A 24,475-nucleotide genomic window follows, 5' to 3' on the forward strand; every position below is an offset into this window, starting at 1 on the left:
CTTTTAGCTACCAGCCATTAGCAGCATTGCTAATGGCTGATAGCTTGGATATTTCGCAGGAATAAAATTTTTGTCGCTGGCTTATCACCAACGGCTAACAGCTAAAAGCTAATTACAGATGGCTATCAAGAAAGAAAATCGTCCTAAATCAAATTTTAACAGCATTACCATCAGTCTGGCTTCTCCGGATGTTATCCTGGAGCGTTCATACGGTGAAGTGTTGAAACCTGAAACCATCAACTACCGTACTTACAAGCCGGAACGTGATGGTTTGTTCTGCGAAAGAATATTCGGTCCTGTAAAGGATTACGAGTGCTATTGCGGAAAATATAAGCGTATCCGTTATAAAGGTATTGTGTGTGATCGCTGCGGTGTAGAGGTAACGGAGAAGAAAGTACGTCGTGAGAGAATGGGACACATTCGTTTAGTGGTACCCGTTGTACATATATGGTATTTCAAATCCCTGCCTAACAAGATTGGTTACCTGCTCGGTATGTCTTCCAAGAAACTGGAAACTATCGTGTACTACGAAAGGTATGTGATCATCCAGGCAGGTATGAAACAGGAAAAGGGTATGAACTACGGTGACTTGCTCACAGAAGAAGAATACCTGGATATCCTGGATACGTTACCAAAAGACAATCAGTTGTTACCGGATGAAGATCCTAACAAGTTTATTGCCAAAATGGGAGCAGAAGCGGTAGAAATGATGCTGGCCCGGATTGACCTGGACAGCCTTTCTTACCAGTTGCGTAACCAGGCAGCTACTGAAACTTCCCAGCAACGTAAAGCGGAAGCGCTGAAACGTTTGAGTGTGGTGGAAGCTTTCCGTGAAGCTAATGGTCGTGTAGAAAACCGTCCTGAATGGATGGTTATGCAATATATTCCTGTGGTACCACCAGAACTGCGTCCGTTAGTTCCTTTGGATGGTGGCCGTTTTGCGTCTTCCGACCTAAACGATCTTTACCGCAGGGTAATTATCCGTAACAACCGTCTGAAACGTTTGATCGAAATTAAGGCGCCTGAGGTGATCCTTCGTAACGAAAAACGTATGTTACAGGAAGCAGTGGATTCCCTGTTCGACAACTCCCGTAAATCCAACGCGGTAAAAGCGGAAGGTGGTCGTGCACTGAAATCACTGTCAGACGTACTGAAAGGTAAACAAGGTCGTTTCCGTCAGAACTTGCTCGGTAAACGTGTGGATTATTCCGGACGTTCTGTAATCGTGGTAGGTCCTGAACTGAAGCTGCATGAGTGTGGTTTGCCTAAGGATATGGCGGCTGAATTATTCAAACCGTTTATTATCCGTAAGCTGATCGAAAGAGGTATTGTTAAAACGGTAAAATCAGCGAAGAAGCTGGTTGATCGTAAAGAAGCGGTGGTTTGGGATATCCTGGAAAACGTACTGAAAGGTCACCCGGTTATGTTAAACCGTGCTCCGACCCTGCACCGTTTGTCTATCCAGGCGTTCCAGCCTAAACTGGTAGAAGGTAAAGCGATACAGTTGCACCCGCTCGTGTGTTCAGCGTTCAACGCTGACTTTGATGGTGACCAGATGGCGGTACACGTGCCTTTGAGCAATGCTGCAATCCTGGAAGCCCAACTGCTGATGCTGTCTTCTCACAACATCCTCAACCCGCAGAATGGTACGCCTATCACCCTGCCTTCACAGGACATGGTGCTTGGTCTGTATTACATTACCAAGGGTAAGAAAACAATGGGTGATGTAGTGGTAAGGGGAGAAGGTAAAGCCTTCTACTCTGCTGAAGAAGTGATCATTGCGCTGAATGAAGACCGCATCGACCTGCATGCTCACATCCGTGTTAAAGCTGATGTAAGAAATGCAAATGGTGAGCTGGAGAAAAAACTGATCGAAACCACTGTAGGCCGCGTACTGTTCAATCAGTTCGTACCGAAAGCTGCCGGTTATGTAAACGCTCTGCTGACTAAAAAATCACTGCGTGAAATCATCGGTGATATCATTAAAGCAACGAATATCCCTGCAACTGCCAAGTTCCTGGATGACATCAAACAATTAGGTTTCCGCATGGCGTTCCGCGGTGGTCTGTCATTTAACATTAATGACCTGATCATCCCGGATGTTAAGCAAGACATGATTGATGGTGCTTCCAGCGAAGTGGACGAAGTTTGGGATAACTATAACATGGGTCTGATCACCAACAACGAACGTTACAACCAGATCATCGATATCTGGTCACGTGTGGATACGAAGGTGACGGAAACCCTGATCCGTGAGCTGGCAACAGACAAGCAAGGATTCAACTCTGTATACATGATGTTGGATTCCGGTGCGCGTGGTTCCAAACAGCAGATTAAACAGCTGGCTGGTATCAGAGGTCTGATGGCTAAGCCACGTAAGAGTGGATCTACTGGTTCTGAGATCATCGAGAACCCGGTATTGTCCAACTTTAAAGATGGTTTGAACGTATTGGAATACTTCATCTCTACGCACGGTGCCCGTAAGGGTCTTGCGGATACGGCGTTGAAAACAGCGGATGCGGGTTACCTGACCCGTCGTCTGGTAGACGTTGCGCAGGATGTAGTTATCAATGAAGAGGATTGCGGTACACTTCGTGGTATTGCTACTTCTGCATTGAAAGACAATGAGGAAGTGATCGAAACACTGTACGACCGTATCCTGGGACGTACTTCCCTGCACGATGTATTTGATCCTCATAACGATGAGGAACTGATCGTTGCTGCTGGTGCTGAAATCACTGAAGAAATTGCACACAGAATTGAAGAAAGTGCGATTGAAACCGTAGAAATCCGCTCCGTACTGACTTGCGAAAGCCGTCGTGGGGTATGCGTAAAATGTTATGGTAAAAACCTGGCCAGTGGTTACACTGCGCAGAGAGGTGATGCAGTAGGTATCATCGCTGCCCAGTCGATCGGTGAGCCTGGTACACAGTTGACACTGCGTACCTTCCACGTGGGTGGTGTGGCCGGTTCTACTTCCGTTGAATCCGGTATGCCAGCTAAGTTTGACGGTACTGTACAATTCGATGGCTTACGTACTACCACCTACGAAAACAACGAAGGTGAAAAAGTACAGGTGGTTATCGGTCGTACCGGTGAGTTGCGTATCATGGATGTGAAAAACGATCGTCTGCTGGTAACCAACAACATTCCTTATGGTTCTACCCTGTTGGTAAAAGACGGACAGAAAGTAACGAAAGGTGAAATGATCTGTACATGGGATCCGTTCAACGCCGTTATCGTGTCTGAAATACCAGGTAGCATTCGTTTCGATAGCATCATAGAAGGTATTACCTTCCGTGAAGAAGCGGATGAACAAACAGGACACCGTGAGAAGGTAGTAATTGAAACGAAAGACAAGAATAAGATTCCGTCTATCCTGGTAGAAGGTAACAAGGAAGTGAAGTCTTACAACTTACCAGTAGGTTCTCATATCGTTATCTCAGAAGGTGACAAGGTGAGAGCAGGTCAGGTAATTGTGAAGATCCCACGTGTTATCGGTAAACTGCGAGATATCACGGGTGGTCTGCCACGTGTAACCGAGCTCTTTGAAGCCCGTAACCCAAGCAACCCAGCTATCGTTTCTGAAATTGATGGTGTAGTAGCATTTGGTAACATCAAACGTGGTAACCGCGAAATTATCATCGAAAGCCGTGAAAGTCAGATCAAGAAATACCTGGTGCCATTAACCCGTCATATCCTGGTACAGGATGGTGACTTCGTGAAGGCCGGTACTTCTCTCTCCGATGGTTCTACTACTCCTGCCGACATCCTGTCTATCAAAGGACCGTTTGCTGTACAGGAATACCTGGTAAATGAAATCCAGGAAGTATACCGTTTACAGGGTGTGAAGATTAACGACAAACACATTGAGGTGATTGTTCGCCAGATGATGCGTAAAGTAAACATCGAAGATCCGGGTGATACCCGCTTCCTCGAGGGCGATACAGAAGACAGGTTCGATTTCTTCGAAGAAAACGATATGATCTTCGATAAGAAGGTTGTAACTGAAGCAGGTGAATCTACTAACCTGAAAGCAGGTCAGATAGTAACCCTCCGTCAGGTTCGCGAAGAAAACTCCTTACTGCGTCGTGCAGATAAGAAGCTGGTAGAATTCCGCGATGCACAGCCGGCTACTTCCAGTCCATTACTGCAAGGTATCACCAAGGCGTCACTGGGTACCCGTAGCTGGATCTCCGCTGCGTCCTTCCAGGAAACTACCAAAGTACTGTCTCAGGCAGCTATCAACGGTAAAACCGATGATATGATGGGTCTGAAGGAGAATGTGATCACAGGTCACCTGATCCCAGCCGGTACTGGTTTACGTGAATTCGAAAATATGATCGTAGGTTCTAAGGAAGAATACGATATTCTGGCCTCTTCTAAGGAAGTGTTCCAGTTTGATGAAGAAGAATAGTGCTGCAGAGCATTTCACGAAATAAAAAAGAGGGAGTTTCATATTGAAACTCCCTCTTTTTTTATGCCATATAGGGAATGAATAAAATAGAACAGGCGCCTCAAAATTGCTTTCGGGACGCCTGTCATTTATTTGGGGCCAGCCATCAGGATGTTAAGAAAAAGGGGATGAAATGGATGGTGATTGCTTGCCAGCGTATTGTTATGAATTTTTCAGATCCTTTTGCAAGTCTTTCTTATCATGCTGCAGGTCTTTTACATCATGCTGTTTATCTTTTCTTTCCCGGTTCAATTGGTGTTTATCCTGTTGAATGTCTTTGTTATCGCGATTTCTGTCTTTCCTGTCAGCCGCAAGATCTTTACCGTCATGTGATAAGTCTTTTCTATCGTGGTGAATATCGTTGTTATCGTTTTTCAGGTCTGCCTTATCTTTTGCCAGGTCTTTGGTATCTCCTTTTTTCCGGTCTTTTGCGATATCTTGCCTGTCTTTACGGGCATCGTTGTAGTCGTGATGCAAGTCTTTCCGATCGTTGTTAACATCGTTTTTATCGTGTTGAATATCGCGGTTGTCTTGCTTTACTTCGTTACGATCGTGTTGGATATCTTTTTTTGAACGGTTAATATCCATGTTGTCGTGCCGGATGTCTTTCCGGTCGTGGTGCATATCGATTTTATCATGCTTTACATGGTGCTGGGCTTGTGCGGTAAGGGATGTTAATCCTAAGACAAGCGCGGGTACAAGGACAGTAGTGATTTTCATCATTGTTGTAGGTTTTTAATATATGACAAATAATTTGTTTGTAAAGAATAGACGGAGCTGGATAATATTTGTTTAATGGGGGAGTATTAAAAACCAATTAAAACCTATTTTTGACGTCGTAAAACGAAGTGGATTTCATGAAATACCTGATCATTCCTATAATTATTGGGCTGGTGTTGCTGGGGGCTTGTAAGAAGAACAGCGATAGTGCCGTACCGGATACCCATGGCAACCTGATGTTTGTTAATGCTACGCAGATACTTAACGATCAGTTTAATGTAAAGCTTGACAGTATTGACTTTGCCAGCAATGTAGCTTATAAAACCAGTACCGGGTATAAATCTTTCCGGGCGCAGCGATACAACCTAATGATCACTGCTGCAAGTAACCCTACCCATGTCATCTTCAATCAAGAACTCTTTTTGCGGAACAATCGTTACTACACTGCTTTTCTTGGAGCAGACAGTACTAAAACTCTTCTGACGATGATTGTTACAGAAGATAACCTGGCTGTGCCGGCCGGCCAGGCTAAATTCAGGGTGATTGATTTTAGCCAGGGATTCAAACCTAATGGGACGCCATTGGGAATGGATGTTTATTCGGATACTTTTCCCCGTTTCTTCCGGGGACTTACCTTCCCTTCACAAACGGATTTTGTACCCATAACGGGCGACAGCACCTATACGCTTAATTTCCGGTGGACGGATTCCCTTAAGGTACTGAAGTTGTACAAACTGCCGGTACAAACCGGAAAGGTATACACGCTGGTTACGGCGGGGTATCCGCTAGATTCAACGAAATTGGATGTATTGCAGGTAACCCATAATTAATAGCAGGCTCCGGCCATCAAAATAGTACGAGGAAGTATTTCAAATGAATACTTCCTCGTTTTTTTATGCATTATTATTAAAGCTTTATTTTAATTTAATACCCTATTTCCCTGTCCGGGGGATGGAAATAAATAAATTGCACGCTATTTTAGAGAAAACGCCAATAACATGAACAATTGCAAAAAAGTATTGCTTATGGCAGGAATCGCCTTCATGGGGGCTGGGGCGCAGGCACAGCAGGCAGCCGGTCTTTACCTCGATGCCTACACGATTCCGGTGAAGCAAAAACAGGCCGTTATAGGAAAGATTTATGATAAGCAAGGGAATGTAGGTCCTGCTACCTTATTGGAAGACAAATCTGGGCTGTTTGCCATCAACAACGGCCTGTTACAGCTTAAGAAGAAGGCTGTCGTGGATGCTTCCGGCCAGGCCGTTTACCCGGTGAAAATTAAAGCAGGGGCAGATACGGCCGATTTCCTGCTGGTGGCCGACCAGTTTATCCGTAATAAGGTAGTAGCACATCGCGGCGCCTGGAAGCACCATGAGGGTAGCCAGAATAGTATTACTTCTCTGAAAGACGCGATTAAACTGGGTTGCGAAGGATCTGAGTTTGACGTGTGGTTATCTTCTGACGATCAGCTGGTGATATCCCATGATCCGGAGATAGGAGGGAAGAAGGTAGAAGCGTCTACCCTGGCTGATTTGCAAACAGTGCAGTTAAAGAATGGCGACCGGGTCCCTACCCTGGAGGAGTATATCAATACCGCGATGGAGCAACATAAAACCAGGTTGGTACTGGAGTTGAAGCCATCTGCAACGGGTAGGGGCGAATTACTGGCCACTAAAGCGGTAGAGATGATTCGCGCCAAAAAAGCCCAGGCCTGGATGTTTTACATCAGTTTTGACTACAATATCTGTAAAAAGTTGAAGCAGCTGGAGCCGACGGCGAAGATAGCCTATCTGAACGGCGACAAAACGCCTGCTGAATTACAGGCTGATGGGATCTGGGGGCTGGATTATAACCAGGCGGTATTTAAAAAAGATCCGCAGCTGATAGCCAATGCCAGGCAACAAAAAGTAACCACCAATGCGTGGACAATCGATCATCCGGAAGTGATGGATACGTTGTTGAAAGACGGTATCGACTTTATTACCACCAATGAGCCCGAAATCCTGTTGGACAAAGTAAAGTAGGGATATTAGTTAAAACCTAGCTAAAAAACGGTATCCGGAATTTGAAAATCCGGTAAAAGCATTATTTTAGCCGTTCCATTTTTAAAAATGTACTAAAAGAAGCAAATCCACCTATTAACATGCGCACTCGTAAACAATTAGTGACTAAAGGATTATTAGCGGCATTAGCAGCCGGATTATTGATGTCTTGCCAGGGAAACAAAGCTGGTAACAGCACTACGCCAGCCGCAACTCCTGCCGCAGGAACCAGTACTGCTGCTGCGGGCGGTTTCAAAATGGCGTATGTAGATCTGGATTCATTAGAAGCACATTTTGAATATTTTAAAGAGAAAAGAGCGGTATTGGAACAGAAACAGCAGCAGATGGACAACCAGCTGCAAGGCAAGGCCCGCGCTTTACAAAGCGAATATGCTGACCTGCAGCGCAGAGCCAATACCCTCACACAAGAGCAGGGAGAAGCGGCGCAGCGCAGTTTGATGTCTAAACAACAACAACTGGAGCAGGAAGCGCAGAATTTACGGGCTGCCTATACAGAGCAGGAAACTAAATTTAACGAAGAGCTCCAGAAGAGACTGGATGCTTTCCTGAAATCTTTCAATGCCGATAAACGTTATGCATTTATATTCTCTTATCGTAGCACTGCCAGCAATATTCTGTATAAAGATCCTGCCTATGATGTAACCGCAGATGTTATTAAAGGTATGAATACACAGGATGCAACACCTGCCAAATAAGTGGATAGCGTCAGCAAACTTTTTATTATCCCGGTTCGTCACGAGCCGGGATTTTTTATGCCGGCTCCGGGGGGAAAATCACGAGGAATAGGTTAGCAGTTAACGACAGATGTTATTATATTGCAGGAAGAATATATAGGATGTAACCCTGTATAAGCTTATAAAACAAAACTATTTTATTCTACCTTATTCCCCGGTGTTCTATCTACCGGGATTTTTTATAGCGAATCATATGGAAATCAACCAGACTAAATCGTTCAAGCCTTCGCTGAGTTTATTGGATGCCACCATGATTGTGGCAGGTTCCATGATAGGCTCCGGTATTTTTATTGTAACTGCGGAAATTGCCCGTAGTGTGGGAGGCGCCGGCTGGATCACTGCCATGTGGGTGCTGGCAGGCGTAGTAACGCTTATTGCGGCCCTGAGTTATGGGGAGTTATCGGGCATGTATCCCAAAGCCGGTGGCCAGTATGTTTATCTCCGGGAGGCCTACAACCCGTTTATAGCCTTCCTGTTTGGCTGGACACAGTTTGGGGTGATCCAAACAGGTACTATTGCCGCCGTAGCAGTGGCTTTTGCCAAGTTTACCGCTTACCTGATCCCGGGGTTTAGTGAAAAAAATATTTTGCTGGATGCAGGCATTGTACAGATTTCGGCCGCACAGGTAGTCGCTATTATCTCCATCATTTTACTAACGTTTATCAATACCCGTGGTGTACAGCATGGCAAGGTAATACAAACCGTGTTTACGCTGGCGAAGCTGTTGTCGTTATTTGGGTTGATTATTTTCGGGTTTGCCATTGGCGCCAAACAGGAAATCTGGCAGGCTAACTGGCAACATGCCTGGGATGCTACAGCGGTAAGTTCACCCAACGGGGAGGTAATTACGGCGGCATTGTCAGGGCTGGCGTTATTTGGCGCTATTGCGGTATCGATGAAGGGATCGTTGTTTTCCAGTGATGCATGGAACAACGTGACTTTTATTGCAGGGGAAATTAAGAACCCGGCTAAAAACATTGGCCGTTCGCTGTTCCTGGGAACGTTGATCGTAACGATTATCTATGTGAGCTGCAACCTGATGTACCTGGCGGTGTTACCCCTGAATGACATTGCCTTTGCGGCCAACGACCGTGTGGGGGTGGCTGCAGCGGCAAAAATATTTGGTTCCAGCGGCGCTATTATCATCGCTGTGATGATTATGATTTCTACTTTCGGATGTAATAATGGATTGATATTATCAGGCGCCAGGATTTATTATACGATGGCAGAGGACAAATTGTTTTTCCGCCAGGCCGGTATGCTGAATAAATACAGCGTACCTGCTCATGGGTTGTGGATTCAGTGCGCCTGGGCTTCGTTGCTTTGTTTAACGGGTCGTTACAACGATTTGCTGGCGTTGGTAATCTTCGGCGTATTGATATTTTATGTGTTGACAATACTAGGTATTTTTATCTTAAGAAAGAAACGCCCTGAAGTTGACCGGCCGTATAAGGCCTTCGGATACCCGGTGCTACCGATGATATATATCATCGTTGCTTCTTCGCTGGCGTTGTTGCTGCTGGTATTTGAAACCAGTTATACCTTACCCGGACTTGGAATTATCTTGTTGGGTATTCCGCTGTATTACCTGGCTATGGCGCGTCAACGTAAAAGTAGTTTAGCTAAAATGGACAAGTAAAACAGAGATTTAGCACGAACGTTGTATAAAAAAGTGTGGCCACTGCAATACCGATTGCAGTGGCCACACTTAATTTGCACTAAGACACACGGTAATAGTGATGTCTGAAAAATGAGCCCTAGACGATTTAGAAAACCCGGTAATTATTAGAGAATATTTTTAAAATAGGATATTGTCAACGTTAGCGAAGGAATCCCATAAAAAAGATGTAGCAAGAGGCTACGCCATTTTATGAAACGTCTGTGATTTGACCCTGTAATTTGTAACCTGGATTTTTGTTAACAATTACAGCAATTATTTATAAACCCTCAATAAAGTATAGCCATTAGAGTAGTTAATTTTTACTGCATTCAAAAGATTTTCAAATAAAAAACAGCAAATAACTATAAAAATATTTATTGCCAACTATGGTGTGTAACCGCATCATTTTTAGGGTAAAAAGGAAATAAGGTGGTATAACCTTGACGGCATCTCAACCCCAAGATAACCATTAAAAGCCTTCACGATTTGCATTCTCGAACATTCACATGACAATCTTTTACAATAAGCGTATGGTTTCCACCATGCGCTTTTTTTTAGCTTTTCGCTTTCTGCTTTCAGCTATTGAAAACGGCTGTTTTTTGTACATTTGCGGCATGTTTACAGAACTGTCTATAAAGATATTTAACCAGAGTATCGCCGCCTATCATGAGCACAATGATGTGCATCAGGCTATTTCCAATCCGTATGAAAAAAGCAGCATTGAGCATTTACTTTTCCTGAAGAACTGGATCGATACGGTACAGTGGCACTTGGAAGACATTATCCGGGACCCGAAAATAGACCCGGTGGCTGCATTGGAACTCAAGCGCTGGATTGACCGTTCTAACCAGGAGCGTACGGATATGGTGGAGTATATAGACAGCTATTTCCTGGACAAATACAAAGAAGTAGTGCCGGCAGCAGACGCCAGTATTAATACTGAAAGTCCTGCCTGGGCAATAGACCGTTTGTCTATCCTGGGGTTGAAAATTTATCATATGCAGGAGGAAGCCACCCGCGCAGATGCTACGCCTGAGCACCGGGCAGCCTGCCAGCGTAAACTGGATATTTTACTGGAACAGCAAAAAGACCTGACTACCGCTATTGAAGCATTGCTGGCGGATATTGCTGCAGGTAGAAAATTCATGAAAGTGTATAAGCAGATGAAGATGTATAATGATCCTTCTCTCAATCCTGTGTTATACAAAACCGAACAATAAATCCGCAATCATTTGGGCACTGTAAAAACGATACTGGTTACCCGGTTATCGGCCATGGGAGATGTGGCCATGACTATCCCTGTTATGAAGCAGGTGCTGGAAGAGAACCCGGAAGTGGAGATTGTTTTTGTGACCAACCTGAACTGGGGAGCTTTATGCGCAGGTATACCGCGCCTGCACTTTTTCCCCGCAGAGGTAAAGGGAATTCATAAAGGTGTGAAGGGATTATACCGCCTGTTCAGGGAAGTGAGGACGAAGTGGCGCATTCATGCGGTGGCCGACCTGCACAATGTGCTGAGGTCAAAGATTATCCGGACATTTTTCCGTTTTACAGGCACCCCGGTCGCCGCTATCGACAAAGGTCGTGCAGAAAAAAAGGCGCTTACCCGCCGGGAAAATAAGGTACTGCAACCGTTGACCACTACAATAGAGCGATATGCCATTGTTTTCCGTCAATTAGGACTGCGTTGTCAAATGGGGCAACAAGCCGTTTTTCCACGCCATTCTTTGCCTGAAAACGTTTTGGTGGTAACTGGTCCCAAAAACGGTAAAAAGTGGATAGGAGTGGCCCCTTTTGCCACCTACCGCGAAAAAATGTACCCGTTGGAAAAGATGGAAGCGGTATTGGCATTACTGGCGCAGGAACCTGGGCAACAGCTGTTGCTGATGGGGGGAGGGCCGCAGGAAGTAACGCAGTTGACCGTCGTAGCAGAGAAACTGCCCGGCGCCATTGTAGTTGCAGGACGTTTTTCCCTGGCAGAAGAAATGGCGATCATCAGCCAGCTGGATGTAATGATCAGTATGGACTCCGCCAATATGCACCTGGCATCGCTATTTGGCATACCCGCCGTATCCGTTTGGGGAGCTACGCATCCATTTGCCGGTTTTATGGGATATGGGCAATCAGCTAACCATGTCGTTCAAATTGATGACCTTGCTTGCAGGCCATGCTCCGTATTTGGCAATAAACCCTGTTTCAGAGGCGATCATGCCTGTATGGAGTGGATAAAACCCGCACAGATAGCGGATAAGGTAAACGGAGTGATTTCCTGATGGGCCGTAGTGGCTGATTTGAAAGGATATTTAAAAATTATTGCAAGTTTTTTTTGCAGAAATAAAAAAAGTTATACTTTTGCCATCCCAAACAATAAAGGGTATTGCCCAATAGTATAATGGTAGTACGACAGATTTTGGTTCTGTTTGTCTTGGTTCGAATCCAGGTTGGGCAACCAGTGAGGACAAAATGGAATTATTTCCATTTTGTCCTTTTTTATTTTCCTCTAATTTGCTGGAAATCTGATATATATACTTCACTGCAATGTTGACACTCCCGGTTCGAAGTGAGGAATTTAAAAAACTGAATTTTTCATTGAACGTCGAACCAATTATTGCTCGCTTTCTCTCAAAATTCGATTCGATATAAACCTTGTCTAATAATAATAGATTTGATATTCCTTTTTTCAAAATGGGCTTAATATTCTCCTCTGAATCCTCAGTGGCGGAAAGCTGGGCCGTAAGCCGGTCTAACTTAAATTGGTAATCTGACTTCATTTCCCTGTATTCCGAAGGATCAATTTGCTGGGAGGTCAATAGATCCGCTATATATTGTAACCTTGCTCTTAAGTCAGTGATATCCTTTTCAATTTTGTTTCGTTCATTTTTTTTATTTCCTATTTTTTTTACCCACGTTTGTTTCAATACGGCGGCATATATTGGCTCAATTTCTTTTTTGGGAATATAATCTCTTAACCGATCAACAAACTGATCATTGACATTTTTAACACTAAAGCGAGTTGGGCAGCCGTCTGTACAGTGATAATAAGCGTAATATTTGCTTCTTCCTTTCGATTCACTGGCGGTTAATGCCCGTTGGCATTTCGGACAGATTAAAAGACCTCTTAACGGCGCGGATTCTTTGCAACCTGGGTTGATTTTATATTTAGTACGTTTTTTTCCGTCTAAAATATCCTGAACTCTATAGTATAAGTCCTCAGAGATGATAGGTCTATGTTGGCCCTTTACAAATTTTGCTTCCTCATCTTTAAACTTTGGGACAAAAATCTTTCCGCAATAAATGGGATTTCTTATAATCCACCAGAATAGACTTCTTGCATTGGTATATCCTCTTTGTTTTGCAAGTTTGTAAATTGTCTGAACATTGTGTAACCCTTTTGCTATTTCCTCATAAATCCAAACAACCAAATCTGCCTTACCATCTATAGGTTCTATCCATTTTTTCTTTGTCTCACCATCCATTTTATTTGTATAACCATAGCTGGCCTGCCCTAGCCATCTGCCTTCTTTCAAAGCTTTTCTATTACCATCCCGAATATTTAGTGAACGGCGTTCATTTTCAACCTCCGGCGCTGCTAAATAAAAGGCCAACATCAATTTATTTTCTGGAATTGACAGATCCAATGGCTGCTGGATCGCTTGGGGTTCAACGCCAAGTTTGCGCAGCTTATTGATCATCATGTAGGCATCTCCAGTATTCCTGCTAAATCTATCCCACTTGATAAATAAAATCAGATCGATCTGGTTCTTGTGCCTTTTGAGGTCTAATAACAAGGCTTTCCATTCGGGCCTATTGAAAGATTTAGCGGAATGATCTTCAAAGATGACTTTCCGAATGGTAATCGAATGTAGCGCGCAGTATTTTCGGAGTTGTTCTTCCTGGCTACGCTGGCTATAACCTGTTTCTGCTTGTTCATCAGTACTTACCCGAATGTACAGATCTGCGATTGAATGTTTTTTCATTGGCATAAATTTTAAAACGTCCAAAAAGACGTTGTTTAATATTCTATAACTAATAGCCACCTAATGTCATCAAAGTACTATACGCCTTGGTTCTTTCCCGCCTGTTTTAAATCAGAGGAATTAAATCGTTGGGGTTCCTCTTTCCTTATTTTCAATATAATTGTCGACTATTATATCCGATAGCATAATGAGATATGCTAGGATGTCAGTTGCCTCTTCCATTGTGACAAGCACGCCACTTCTTTTAAGCAATTCTACGACTTGCGTGGGTTCAAAATCCTTCATCTTTCTTCACTTTTCAATTTCACAAATTCCTTCAGATGCGAAGGGTTCCCTCTTTACTTCTTCCTAATTAATTTAGTCCGCTATCCGTAGTTAGCGGGAATAATCAACCTTTTATCCTTACTTTGAAAAGCAGGAACAATTCGATTGTATGATTTGAGTTTGGCCTATCCAGGTTAACATGATTGGTTTCCACAGGTCAGATAGATTCCTATTGATGAATGGTAGCATCTTTTAAAGATAAATAAAAGTGCTATCACTAAACAAGTGTGTGTTGTTTAATTTGTTGATTATTAAACTGTTGTATTTTATTTACTTTCTTTTGTGTCCAGCTGAATTTGATGATCTGGATTGTTATTTTTCTCACGAGTGATCGTGTCCTAAAACAGATAGGCCTACTTCCAGTCAACTTTCAGGTTTTTCAGTTCGTATAGCTTATCACCAACATTTGCATAGTCTAAGGAGAGTATACACCTAATATGAAAATCAGTCAAAGCAGGTGAAGCCGCCTCTGTTGATTTGAACCGGACAGATAGTTTACGCATTTCTCCACTGGGAAATTCTTGTTTCACGAGGGCCACCCAATCAAATTTTTTATCACCAAACTGAATAAAAGGGATATTCTGGTAGCCCTTGTTGGAATTCACAGCGTTCACATCGGTAAACAGTTTATACTTATGTCCTTTAGAGTCGGTGATCCCAAAATCAGGGAATCCGCCCAGGGACAGCGATACCCCTGCACTCTGAGAAGATTCATTTTTGAAGTTCATCGAAACCTCTACCATCCCGTTTTTTTTATTGCCTGTTGCTTTTACATCTGTTAAGGTGATCTCCTTAAAAGGGCTAATAATTTGCAATTCTACAGAACCCTGGGCAGCACAGGGTTTGGTCATTGAAATGGATAAAATAAATGCCAGTACAGATGCTATAGGTAATATGTTTTTCATCGTGGATTTTTTATTTAAGTTACTGAAAATTTTGTAGTTACCGTGCTGCTATTCTTTGGAATCCTTACCTGCGGAACCTTTTACGCTTTTTATAACCTGATGAATCTGCTGCAAGATTTTCCTTTAGCCCTTTGAGTGAGATCTCTCGCAAAGATTTCAGTTGCGCATAGCTTTTTTCTCCATCCAGGACAAGGTTAATCCTACGATTACCCATAAATACATCGAGGCTGTCTTCCATCGGATTCGCCTGGATAATGGTTTTATGTCCTTTTAAAGTGATGTAATCTTCCTGGTTGCCTTTCTGGAGGGACTCCTGTAAGTCTTTAAGTTTAGGGAACTTTTCAGTACCGGTTATACCTGCATCCGTCAGTAATTTTCCCAGGTCAAATTGGCTTCCTTTATTTAAAGGTAGTATCTGGTAGCCAGTATCACTGGCGGCAGTTTTAAAATTCAACTTTATCCAATCCCAGTAATATTCATTTGTCGGTGACAATATTTCTTTATAAACAGCCCTATTTTTTAAAAGGTTGTAGGATTCTTCCAGAGATAAGGTTCTGCTTTCAGTTTGAAACGGCTCTACATCAATGGTTTGGGGATGAAGCTTCTTGTTTTCGTAATAACCTCCAATGAGGTCGGTCGTATATTGGGTTAAAAAGTAGTGACCGCTTTGGGATCTGTCCACTTTGATCACGCCCCTGACGGCATCAGAATGCAGAAGTTCCGCATAGGGTATAACGATATGGGGAGTACCTTTTTCCATTTCAAGCTGGATGCCGGGAACAAATTTTTCACCAAAACCTAAAACTATAAGTTGTTGTCTCAATTCATCGAGGTTGACCACTAACTTGATGTCGTCCATTTGATACCCTTCTCTTTTCAGTATTTCCGCCTTTCCCCGGATATTATTTTCATGATCTTTTTTCATAATACTTTCATTTGAGTAACAAGAGGATGTTTATCTTCCGGTGACCATATCCATGCTCAAACCTATCTGGCTGGCCTTGCGATGATAGAAAGAGGGCTTGTAGTTAATGTAGCCATACCTGGCCAATTCATTCATAAGGATATAGTAAGAGGCACTGGTGGATATTTTAGCCATGGGTTTGAGTTCATTACAGGAAACAAGGACATCACCCTGGAAATTCTGTTTCCCCCATAGATATACCAATGCCATGATCAGTGATACGTGAGATTTACTGAGCCGCTGGTCATTGACAATCCTTTCTATACCCGAAAGCATGATTTGCTGAACTTCCATCTTTAACTGTTTACTTTATTATCTGCGTTTAAACTTCCTGGATTTCTTATTCGGCCTGAAGCCTTTGGCCTTTTTGTGTTTGCTGGAAATGGTTTGATTTCGGGACGAGGTTTGCCGCGGGGTCAACTCCCTATGGGGCTGTGGCGTTTGCGGCTCCACTTTTGTTGCAGGTCCCTGTACCTGTTGCTGACTGATGTTTTTTTTCTCCGGCCTTTCCGCTAAGATGTTTTTGGGATCTATGACCTTCCCATTTTTATCAAAGGCCAGAAGGCGCCGGTTTCCAGGATCAACTTCCAGAAAATACTGGAATTGCTTTTTTGGTGTCTGAATCACCACTTCCTGGCGGTTTCCAAGCATCAGGCCTGTGGTGGTTTTTAGGCGTGTCATCACATCTATATGCTGCCATAGGGGCAGGGATGTACATTGATCAATTAGATTAAAGGTCTCAAAGGGAAGCTTTTTGATTGGATAACTCCCACTGCTGTCGTTCATCCCTCGCTCAAAAGAAATTTTCTGCCAATAGGGCACCAGTTCCCCATGTTCAAGGATCGGGTGCAGTGCGGTCCTTCCTGCCATGAGGTTGGCGGCTTTATTGATGTCTGGTAAAGGCCCGTGATCAGTATGGAAACTTTGCTGACGGATGTTGCCGGAATTTCCATCCATTTGAATGTGGGCCTCATATCCATGGAGATAATGGCCCCTGATCGCATCAAAACTGATCTTTGCAATAAAAGTCAGTTCCTCATTATTGGGCCGGTTTACAATGACAGGAAGAGAGAAATTTCTCTCTCCCTGTTTTATTCTCTCCACTACTTTACCTGTGATGTTCTTCAGGCCCGCATCTGTCAGGGAATTGGTTAGCTTGAATAGATCCTGCTTTTGTTTTTGCTGAACCTGAATGTCGATTTTCTTTTCGCGCAACAGATGAAATGATCTGAAAAATAGCCGCATCAAGGCTCCCTTTATCCCAGGATATGCCGTATTCAACAACTGTTTTCTGGTAATGGCAATCACCTTCAGCGAAGCCCTTTCCTGGTCATTGCTTCCATAGGCCAGTGATGAGGTCAGCTGATCCAGGCTTTTCAACCTGATTTTGGCAAACTCCGGGTTGCGGGAAACGTCTTGCTGCGCTAATTTGGGGTTATTCAGGATGTCCATATCCTTTAATAAGGCCAGGTTCATTTCATCGTGTCTTTTCCACTTTGCAATCGCATCGTGGACCCTGTTTTCTAGTTCCATCACCGCTATAGTTTATTTGAATGCTTTTTTCCTTTCTCTGGTTTTTCCGGCTTGGCTCTTTGCCCAGTGAAAGAGTTCGCGGGAGGTGTAGGGCCAGGCCCTTCTGGACCAGTCATTTTTTTTTCCGCGGCTTCTGGATGCTGCCCCCCCGTATTCATCCCTGGAGTGTTTTTGTCCGGAGGGACCTGATTCACGGAGGTGGAGGCACCAGACAGATTTTGATTTGGCGTCTGTTCACTGGTCGCAGCTGGTGGTACGGTGGTGCCAGATTCTGCGCCTTGCTGCATACCGGGCCCCTGGGTAAGGACTTTGCGTACGTTCTTAGGATGCTGCAAAATGACATTTTTGGCGGCATCTACTTCCAGATATCTGGTCAGCAAAACATCCCCGGTGCCTACTTTAACTGGATATACACGGCCTTTACGCAGGCAATAAAGGACTTTTCTCATGTAATCTTCATCGTCTTTTTTATCAATCGAGAATTGCCGTAAATGTTCTTCCAGCTTAGGGTACTGGTATTCTCTGACCGGATATTGTCCCTTGTCATTTAGCTGACTGAAATCCATCTTTTTCCATTTGACCAGCGTGACCGTTTCTTTTTCTTTGGTTTCTCCTTCACTTTTCTCCGGCGCAGGTTGTGGGGTTTCACCTTCTTTCACCTTTTTGTTATAGGTCAGGGTTTTTTCAACCGATCCACGGAGTCTCAGGCTAATGGATTCCTCCAGGGTCAGGTTGTTTTTCTGATGAATACTATTCACGTGCATGGTCATGGGAACCGATGCTTTTTCGTTGTCCGGTAAGTTGGTGATCTTACTGGTCCATTCGTTAAAGTAGTAACGCTGGGCCTCCTTACTGAACTCAAACTTCAACTCATTGCTGGTTTGAATCCCATCCCGTTCCGCAGGAATCGTTAAATTGAATTCCGGCAAGCCTTTCGAGGCCAGTGCATGCAGTTGCGGTTCATGCGTGGGCGGCAGCTCCAGCCTGGTCATCAGGTTGTTTACAAATTCCATGTTCTCTTGAAAGTTCGTTGGCACATTTTCTTTTGTTTCCATCTTTTGATTTTTATTAGGTTAATAATTCGATGATTTGAATCGCATTTAAAGGACGTTGGCACGAATGACATAGCTGTTCCTGATCCTAAGCAACAGGTTGCGGCCTCCGTCTTTCTCCAGCATCTCGACCATGAATACTTTTTGGTCAGGGATGGTGAATTTTGGAATGGCCACTACAATGTTTTGTACGGAATTTGATCCAATGACAGTGGCGTTTCCGGTAATCTCCATGGGCTGCATCTGTACCTGTTGAGAGGCCGTTCTTTTCGCTCTTTTTAAATCCTGGATATAAAACCTGAGCTGATCAACGGTGTAGTTGATGGCGCTCTTGTTTTCCAGTTCCATCTGGAAATACAAAATGTCATCCTTGACATAGATGCCATTGCAACGAAGGCCAATGGCATTGTTCCAGGTCCGCAGACTACTGACGATCCTTTTTTTGTGACTTAACTGAGTGGCCAGATCATTGATCTTTGCTTCATTGTTGTCACCTGCGGCAAATATTGCCCATGGCGTCTGAGCAATGACTTTTCCCAGGCTAAAGTTGAGCTGGGCTGGGCTGGCCAAAAAACGAATAATAAAGGAATACAAAGTGCCGTCTGCGGTGACAACAGTCAGGTTGGTTTCCTTCAGCGTATCGCTGGCCGCTTTGAGCTGAAGGATATTTTCCACGCCCTTGGCTTTTTGTACCAGCACTTCAGCACTGCCCCGGTCCACGCTTTTCACCGGATAAGGGAAAATCAGATTGGTGGTTTTTTGGGTGGTGATTTCTAAATTCATCGGGATCACCTTCGCCCGTATTTCAGTAATTAAATTTTGGGCTTGGGCCCATTGTCCTGATAGGAACACGATCATACACACGATCATCCATACACACTTTCTCATGTTCACGCATTGTTAAATTTATAATGGGGTTAATTGCTGGCTGCCTGAGCATCACTTTTCAATAGGAGTTTATACCCGGCCTTTAAGGTCACTTTGACCAATTTGACCTTTCTTCGAATCAGGCTCTTGGACATTTCAATTCCCGCGGAGGCGGCCTGGGTCGCAAGGCTGGGATCAAAACTGTTGAGGCCGATGCCTGAAATCATATCCGATCCTGATTCTTTGGCGATATCCCTGGAAATCGCTCCTGGGATATGAATCCCATCCAATCCGTCCAGATCATATACGGAAAGTTTAACGGGGTAAATGGAATTGTGATAGCGGATATTTGAAATCTCAATATTTAGGCGTTCCCCGTTGATATTGGCCACGCCAAAAATGAAAACATCTTTGGGGATCAGTTCACCACGAATGAGGATATCGTTTAACAGACGAAGTTTTACAATGGAGCCGGAAACAATGGTCTGGTTATCATGAACCTGGGCTGCGATGGAATTGTTATCCTCGCTGGATTGAAATTCATCCAGTCCAAAAAAGCCTGAAGCTTTTTTTTGTTTGCCTTTCGCCGGCGTGCTGATCAGGGTAATGGGGTTATCTTCCTGGGCGCTGCCTACCGCATATACCTGACCTTTGCGGGCATCTTTGGCCTTGTTCAATTTTTCCAGTGCCCGCTCCGGATACTGGATGTCCAGTGCTTTCTCCAGCAGGGCGTTGATCTGCGACATTTCAGGATCCGCCTGGCCACTTCCGGACTGTATGGTATTCATCATTTGCTCCAGGCGATCCAAGTCTGCTTTATTTACCGAAGGGGTACTGGATGCTTCGGGTAAATATCCTGGTGGTGGTGACACGCTGGCTGGCGGTTGATTGATCACTGCATTGAGCTGGTTGAGCTTATCATATATCCTGGCCTCCTGGGGATCATAATGCTGCCCATTGTAAATAGAGCGGTTTAAGCCTGCAGGGTTATTTAAATTGTAATTCAGATCTGTTCCAGGAGCAGGACTATACCCTGCAGGTTGTCCCAGATAGGGATCCTGTTGACTCTGACTGCTGCGTTTTAAACTGTCTTGTGTGGCCAGGTCATAGAAGCTCATTTTGTTTTGAGGCTTCACCCGCTCAAATTTGGCGTCCGGTAAAGATGGGTTCACCTTCACCGACTGCTGGACCTCTACAAGCTCATCTTTTTTTTTGCCGCCGCCCAATGCCCAGAACATTAAGGCCAGAAAAGGGATGGCAAACAGTGGCAATACCATTAAGGATTGAAATAGCCTGGTTTGTTTTTGAGGGTCACTTACATTTCTTTGTTTTTGGGGATCATTTGATTTCATGATTTCTTTGCTAAGGGGTTAATAATGGGGCGCTACCGGTGCTGGGGGCTACGCAATTGCTGCTGAAAAAGTTGGTTCAGGAGTTCCAGGCTATCTAAAAAGCCGGGGTGGGACTGCATGAATGCTTTGTACTGCATCTGCCCACCGGCACTGGCTGCAAGGCTGTCCAGGTGGGCTTTAAAACCCATCAGGGATTTGTAATTCCGGGCATTGATGCGCCCATCACTCAAATCCATCCTTGAATCCAAAGGAGCCGCCATGACCGGTGGATGGATCTGGCCAATGTTTAACTGAGGTTTAGCCGGCGTGGTAAAACAGTGCAGTAGCAGCCAGCCATTATAGGCGCACAAGCAGAGTGTCAGACCGGCCAGGATCAGGAGTTTGGCCCTTTTAGTCAGTCCACCAGCTTTCTTGGCGGGAGCTTCAGCCCTGGGGCGCCCTTTGGGCGGAAGGAATGGCGGTCTTTGAATTTTAGGACTGTACTTAGTTTCACCAGGGGTTGGAGAATGGACATCTCCATTTCCTACAGGGGATTGAATTGGGGTCATTGTTCAACAGATTAAGGTTTATAAACAAAGGTTTAGCGGGGGACCACCGAGATATCTTTATTCTCCAGGATCTTCCATCGTTCGATCAGGAAACCATGGGGGTTATTGTCACTACGGCTGATCTCCCTCAAGTCGCCCGCGGTTTCCAGGCTGCGCGATAAAATACTTGTGGGCCTGGTCAGCGTCTGGATGGCATAGCAACGAAAACGCGCCTGATTGCCGTTCATATCCAGGGTAACACTGTCAATGCGTATGGTCTGGTTGACATTGGAGCTGATGATATTACTGTAATAGTTGGCTTCTTTGAGATCATCGTATTGCCGTTTTGCCGATTCGTCAGCCAGGTAAAGCGCCTTGGACATATTGGCTTCAATCGCCTTGTCGTCCGGACTCAAGGTGAAAAAATAGGTATGAAAAGTTTTGATATGGTCTTTGGCCTCTACGGCGAAGTTGTCTTTTCGCTCCGAACCATAGGCCTCCAGGGCCTTTCCATTGACCAGCACATATACCTTTTCATTTTTGGCCTTTGCCATTTCAAAGCTCTTGTAAATGGTATACAGGCATAACGCAATGGAGCCTGTAATGACCATAAGGCTCACCATCCTGATATAGCGGAACGCGCTATCTACATTTTGCATTTTTTTGAACATCACTCTCGCTTTTCTCGTTCACATTGTTCTGATAGAGCACTCCGGTTATTTACCAGTGCCCATATCATCTTGTTTTTTTCCGGATAATTTGTCGGCCATATAGGCCCCGCCGTAACCTGCTACCCGGCCGATAGCACCAGCCATTCCATAGCCAGAGGCACTGCCGCTACGACCTTGTTTATAATCGTTGCGCATTTCCCCCAGGTTGTCTAATACCTGGCCGGCTGCGCCCAATCCAGATTTTGCCATACCCATACCCATCTTGCCGCCACTCATGGCCATACTTGGAGAACTGCTGGCCAGGCTGGAAATTTTCTGAACCAGTGCGCCACCACCACCCGCGTTAACCACAAAGCCTGCAACAGAAGGAACAGTGAAATAGCCGACGATGCCGATGATCAAAAAGGCCAGATAACCGGTATCCGCCTGGCTGAAAAAAGTGTCGCCCGTTTGATTGATCTGGCCGATATCCATCTTGATCATCTCTTCCTGTATTTTGCCAATCACAGCCCCAAAAATGTTCGCCACCGGGAGCCACAGAAAGATATTGATGTACTTGGCGATCCAGGCGCCCAGGGTGTGTCCCAAACCATCAAACACGGCAATGCCGAATACCAGCGGGCCAAGGATCGCTAAAACGATGAGCTGGAAGGTGCGCAGGGTATTGATACATAAGGCTGCGGTTTCAAACAGCACCCGAAGCACTTCATTCATCCATTCCTTCACGGAGTTTTGCATTTTGTACATGCCTTTTGCAATTTCAAAACGCAGGCTGTTGCCAATGCCGTCATACCAGGTTTCCTGGGAGGGATCCTGGTTATTATGGGTATACTTATACCATTTGTCCCGGTCACCATCTTTACTTTGACCGACATACATCTCATAGATAGGGGAATCTTTGATGGCCTTTTCCTTTTCCTTGAGCAGCTGTTTGATGACCTGGTTGGAATTCTGCACCATCTCAGAAGTTGCATCACAAACCGGTTGGAGAAGCCCGTCCAGTGTGCCGATGACCAAAGTCGGGAACCAGGCAATACAAAAGCCCAACACAAAGGGGCGAAACAAAGGGTAGAAGTCAATGGGCTCCGCATTTTGAATGTGTCTCCATACCCGGAAGGCGATATAAAACAGGGCGGCAAAACCCGCAATGCCTTTACTGGTATTGATCAGGTTAGAAGATAAGGACATCATCTGGTTGCGGATGGAATCCAGAATGTCCTGCATAGAATGGATGCTGTCAGCCGTACCCTGGCCATAGCTTAGCATGGGGATAAGGGCCAGCAAGGACAGCAGCAGTAGAATTTTATTCCGTTTCATTGTTGATCTGATTGAGTGATACCATGGAGTTTGGAAGAGCTGGTGACCTGTAATTTTTCCTTCGAACGGGCCAGGGCCATCAGCGAACAGCTGTTGCCAAACGCCTTGACGAAATCAAGTTTGTCCTCGAGATCTGCACAGATCTTGTCAATGGCGGCCAGCCGCTCATCGTCCGACATGCGCAGCTTGCCGGCAGTGATTACATTCAGCAGCTGATCGAGGTTTTGGAGGCTTTCGCTGGCGATATTTTGGTAGACCCCCAGCATATAGGTGATTTCCGAAGGGTTGAATAGATCAGGACGCGTAAACCGTTTGCCTGCGGACTTATACTCTTTGAGCAGGATGATCTGATAGTCAATGATGTCGGCAACCTTTCGGTACTTCTTGACCACAGGACTCACTTCTAACAGTCCGTCCAGGAAAAATTTATGCAGGTTGAAATTTCCTTCGGTCAGCGATTTCACGGTCGTATAGCCCTTGCTGACAATTTCAAACCCCTTTTTCAGGGTGGTTAAAATGCTTTTTAACTGGGCAAGCTTCTCGATATTTAGGGCCAATTGGGCCGCTTCATTGGCCTGTGCGTTAGCAGGTGGTTTTGCCATGCACCATAGCAACAGCACAACCAGTATTGGTTTTATGATTTTCATCTCTCTCACGTTTTCTCTTCCACATCAAATTTTTGTATTTTTCTACGGCAGGACACCGTTCAACTGCTGACTGGCTTTAACTTCTCTATGGAGTTTCTGTTTGGACACGCGCAGCAATTGCAGGGTCGTATAAAAATCCCTGGTGAAGCTGTATTGCTCCTCCGCCTGCTGGTAGAGCTCATTGATCCGGGTGATCCGCTGATCATCTTTTAACTGGAGCTGGTTGTCAGAAACTACGGTGATCAGCTCATCTAAGGTTTGCGCCAGCAGATCAAGCGTATGATCGATCACCTGACGGATATACTGGCTTTCCCAGGCTGCCATTCCTTCGGTGCGGGACAATTCACCGATCTTTTTTAGCTGGGCTACAGCTTCGACATTGAACAGAATCAGCCCGGTAACCTTCTCATATTTTTTAATCCGGGGACTAACGATTTTCAGGGCGCCGAAGAAGTCCCGGTGTAAATTGAAATCCCCGTTCTTGATTTTGTTGATCAGGTTTAAGCCTTTGGAGGCAATGTCATATCCCTTCTTCAGATAACCTTTATAGACCTCCAATGCGGCAATCTGCTGAGCCAGCAGTTTGCGGTTTTCTTTTTTCTGGGAGAAAAAGCCGCCCAGGATCTGCGCATGACTGTCCACAAACAACAGGCAGGTTACCAACAGGATGATGATCGTTTTCATCTTTTGGGGTTTAACAGTTCAT

The 24,475-nt window shown here is 44.8% G+C and carries 20 protein-coding genes, 1 tRNA gene and 1 pseudogene; 8 read left to right on the top strand and 14 right to left on the bottom strand.

The genetic code is table 11. The features are described from left to right. Nucleotides 1–118 precede the first annotated feature (118 nt). Nucleotides 119–4,417, top strand: coding sequence for a DNA-directed RNA polymerase subunit beta' (gene rpoC, locus HGH90_RS23045; protein ID WP_168765890.1), 4,299 nt, complete (start codon nt 119–121; stop codon nt 4,415–4,417). Between the two features lie 201 nt (nt 4,418–4,618). Here the strand turns inward: rpoC and HGH90_RS23050 are convergent, their stop codons facing one another. Continuing rightward, nucleotides 4,619–5,179, bottom strand: a complete 561-nt coding sequence (locus HGH90_RS23050) for a hypothetical protein (protein ID WP_168765889.1) — start codon at nt 5,177–5,179, stop codon at nt 4,619–4,621. A gap of 134 nt (nt 5,180–5,313) precedes the next feature. On the opposite strand from HGH90_RS23050, the gene HGH90_RS23055 reads away from it, so the two are divergent. From HGH90_RS23055 to HGH90_RS23085, 7 genes are all read left to right on the top strand, one after another. Further along, nucleotides 5,314–6,006: a DUF4397 domain-containing protein gene (locus HGH90_RS23055; RefSeq protein WP_168765888.1), complete on the top strand. Its 693-nt coding sequence runs from the start codon at nt 5,314–5,316 to the stop codon at nt 6,004–6,006. A 168-nt stretch (nt 6,007–6,174) separates the two neighbouring features. Continuing rightward, nucleotides 6,175–7,200 (top strand): glycerophosphodiester phosphodiesterase, encoded by a 1,026-nt coding sequence (locus HGH90_RS23060; protein ID WP_168765887.1) that lies wholly within the window; start codon nt 6,175–6,177, stop codon nt 7,198–7,200. A 119-nt stretch (nt 7,201–7,319) separates the two neighbouring features. Further along, complete coding sequence (locus HGH90_RS23065) at nt 7,320–7,934, top strand: OmpH family outer membrane protein (protein WP_168765886.1); 615 nt, start codon at nt 7,320–7,322, stop codon at nt 7,932–7,934. A 232-nt stretch (nt 7,935–8,166) separates the two neighbouring features. After that, nucleotides 8,167–9,612: an APC family permease gene (locus HGH90_RS23070; RefSeq protein ID WP_168765885.1), complete on the top strand. Its 1,446-nt coding sequence runs from the start codon at nt 8,167–8,169 to the stop codon at nt 9,610–9,612. A gap of 635 nt (nt 9,613–10,247) precedes the next feature. Further along, nucleotides 10,248–10,853, top strand: coding sequence for a DUF4254 domain-containing protein (locus HGH90_RS23075; protein ID WP_168765884.1), 606 nt, complete (start codon nt 10,248–10,250; stop codon nt 10,851–10,853). A 12-nt stretch (nt 10,854–10,865) separates the two neighbouring features. Then, nucleotides 10,866–11,906, top strand: coding sequence for a glycosyltransferase family 9 protein (locus HGH90_RS23080; protein ID WP_211172670.1), 1,041 nt, complete (start codon nt 10,866–10,868; stop codon nt 11,904–11,906). Nucleotides 11,907–12,011: 105 nt separating this feature from the next. Further along, nucleotides 12,012–12,085 (top strand) — tRNA-Gln (locus HGH90_RS23085). Between the two features lie 583 nt (nt 12,086–12,668). On the opposite strand, the pseudogene HGH90_RS32295 reads toward HGH90_RS23085, so the two are convergent. From HGH90_RS32295 to HGH90_RS23155, 13 genes and pseudogenes are all read right to left on the bottom strand, one after another. Continuing rightward, nucleotides 12,669–13,616, bottom strand: a pseudogene (locus HGH90_RS32295) (recombinase family protein); the annotation flags it as partial. A 671-nt stretch (nt 13,617–14,287) separates the two neighbouring features. Next, complete coding sequence (locus HGH90_RS23100; protein ID WP_169191940.1) at nt 14,288–14,839, bottom strand: hypothetical protein; 552 nt, start codon at nt 14,837–14,839, stop codon at nt 14,288–14,290. 64 nt (nt 14,840–14,903) lie between these two features. Further along, nucleotides 14,904–15,764 carry a hypothetical protein gene (locus HGH90_RS23105; RefSeq protein ID WP_169191941.1) on the bottom strand — a complete coding sequence of 287 codons (861 nt, stop codon included), beginning with the start codon at nt 15,762–15,764 and terminating at the stop codon, nt 14,904–14,906. Between the two features lie 30 nt (nt 15,765–15,794). Further along, nucleotides 15,795–16,097, bottom strand: a complete 303-nt coding sequence (locus HGH90_RS23110; protein WP_169191942.1) for a hypothetical protein — start codon at nt 16,095–16,097, stop codon at nt 15,795–15,797. Between the two features lie 18 nt (nt 16,098–16,115). Then, nucleotides 16,116–17,336, bottom strand: coding sequence for a hypothetical protein (locus HGH90_RS23115; RefSeq protein WP_169191943.1), 1,221 nt, complete (start codon nt 17,334–17,336; stop codon nt 16,116–16,118). 5 nt (nt 17,337–17,341) lie between these two features. Continuing rightward, nucleotides 17,342–18,391, bottom strand: a complete 1,050-nt coding sequence (locus HGH90_RS23120) for a hypothetical protein (protein WP_169191944.1) — start codon at nt 18,389–18,391, stop codon at nt 17,342–17,344. 45 nt (nt 18,392–18,436) lie between these two features. Then, on the bottom strand, nt 18,437–19,276 hold the full coding sequence (traN, locus tag HGH90_RS23125; protein WP_169191945.1) for a conjugative transposon protein TraN: 840 nt from the start codon (nt 19,274–19,276) through the stop codon (nt 18,437–18,439). Nucleotides 19,277–19,305: 29 nt separating this feature from the next. Then, nucleotides 19,306–20,607 (bottom strand): conjugative transposon protein TraM, encoded by a 1,302-nt coding sequence (traM, locus tag HGH90_RS23130; RefSeq protein WP_169191946.1) that lies wholly within the window; start codon nt 20,605–20,607, stop codon nt 19,306–19,308. Nucleotides 20,608–20,639: 32 nt separating this feature from the next. Further along, nucleotides 20,640–21,155: a hypothetical protein gene (locus tag HGH90_RS23135; protein WP_169191947.1), complete on the bottom strand. Its 516-nt coding sequence runs from the start codon at nt 21,153–21,155 to the stop codon at nt 20,640–20,642. A gap of 32 nt (nt 21,156–21,187) precedes the next feature. After that, the gene (gene traK / locus HGH90_RS23140; protein WP_169191948.1) at nt 21,188–21,805 is read right to left on the bottom strand and encodes a conjugative transposon protein TraK; all 618 of its coding nucleotides are present in this window, start codon (nt 21,803–21,805) and stop codon (nt 21,188–21,190) included. Nucleotides 21,806–21,850: 45 nt separating this feature from the next. After that, entirely contained in the window at nt 21,851–23,122 is a 1,272-nt protein-coding gene (traJ, locus tag HGH90_RS23145) for a conjugative transposon protein TraJ (RefSeq protein WP_211172671.1), read from the bottom strand. Continuing rightward, a complete protein-coding gene (locus HGH90_RS23150) occupies nt 23,119–23,769 on the bottom strand; it encodes a TerB family tellurite resistance protein (protein ID WP_248277048.1) in 651 nt (216 codons plus the stop codon). Before HGH90_RS23150 ends, traJ begins: the two co-directional genes overlap by 4 nt. Nucleotides 23,770–23,811: 42 nt before the next feature. Then, nucleotides 23,812–24,453 carry a hypothetical protein gene (locus tag HGH90_RS23155; RefSeq protein ID WP_169191949.1) on the bottom strand — a complete coding sequence of 214 codons (642 nt, stop codon included), beginning with the start codon at nt 24,451–24,453 and terminating at the stop codon, nt 23,812–23,814. Between the last annotated feature and the right edge of the window lie 22 nt (nt 24,454–24,475).

The organism is Chitinophaga sp. Ak27, assembly GCF_012726295.1.
Classification (GTDB): domain Bacteria; phylum Bacteroidota; class Bacteroidia; order Chitinophagales; family Chitinophagaceae; genus Chitinophaga.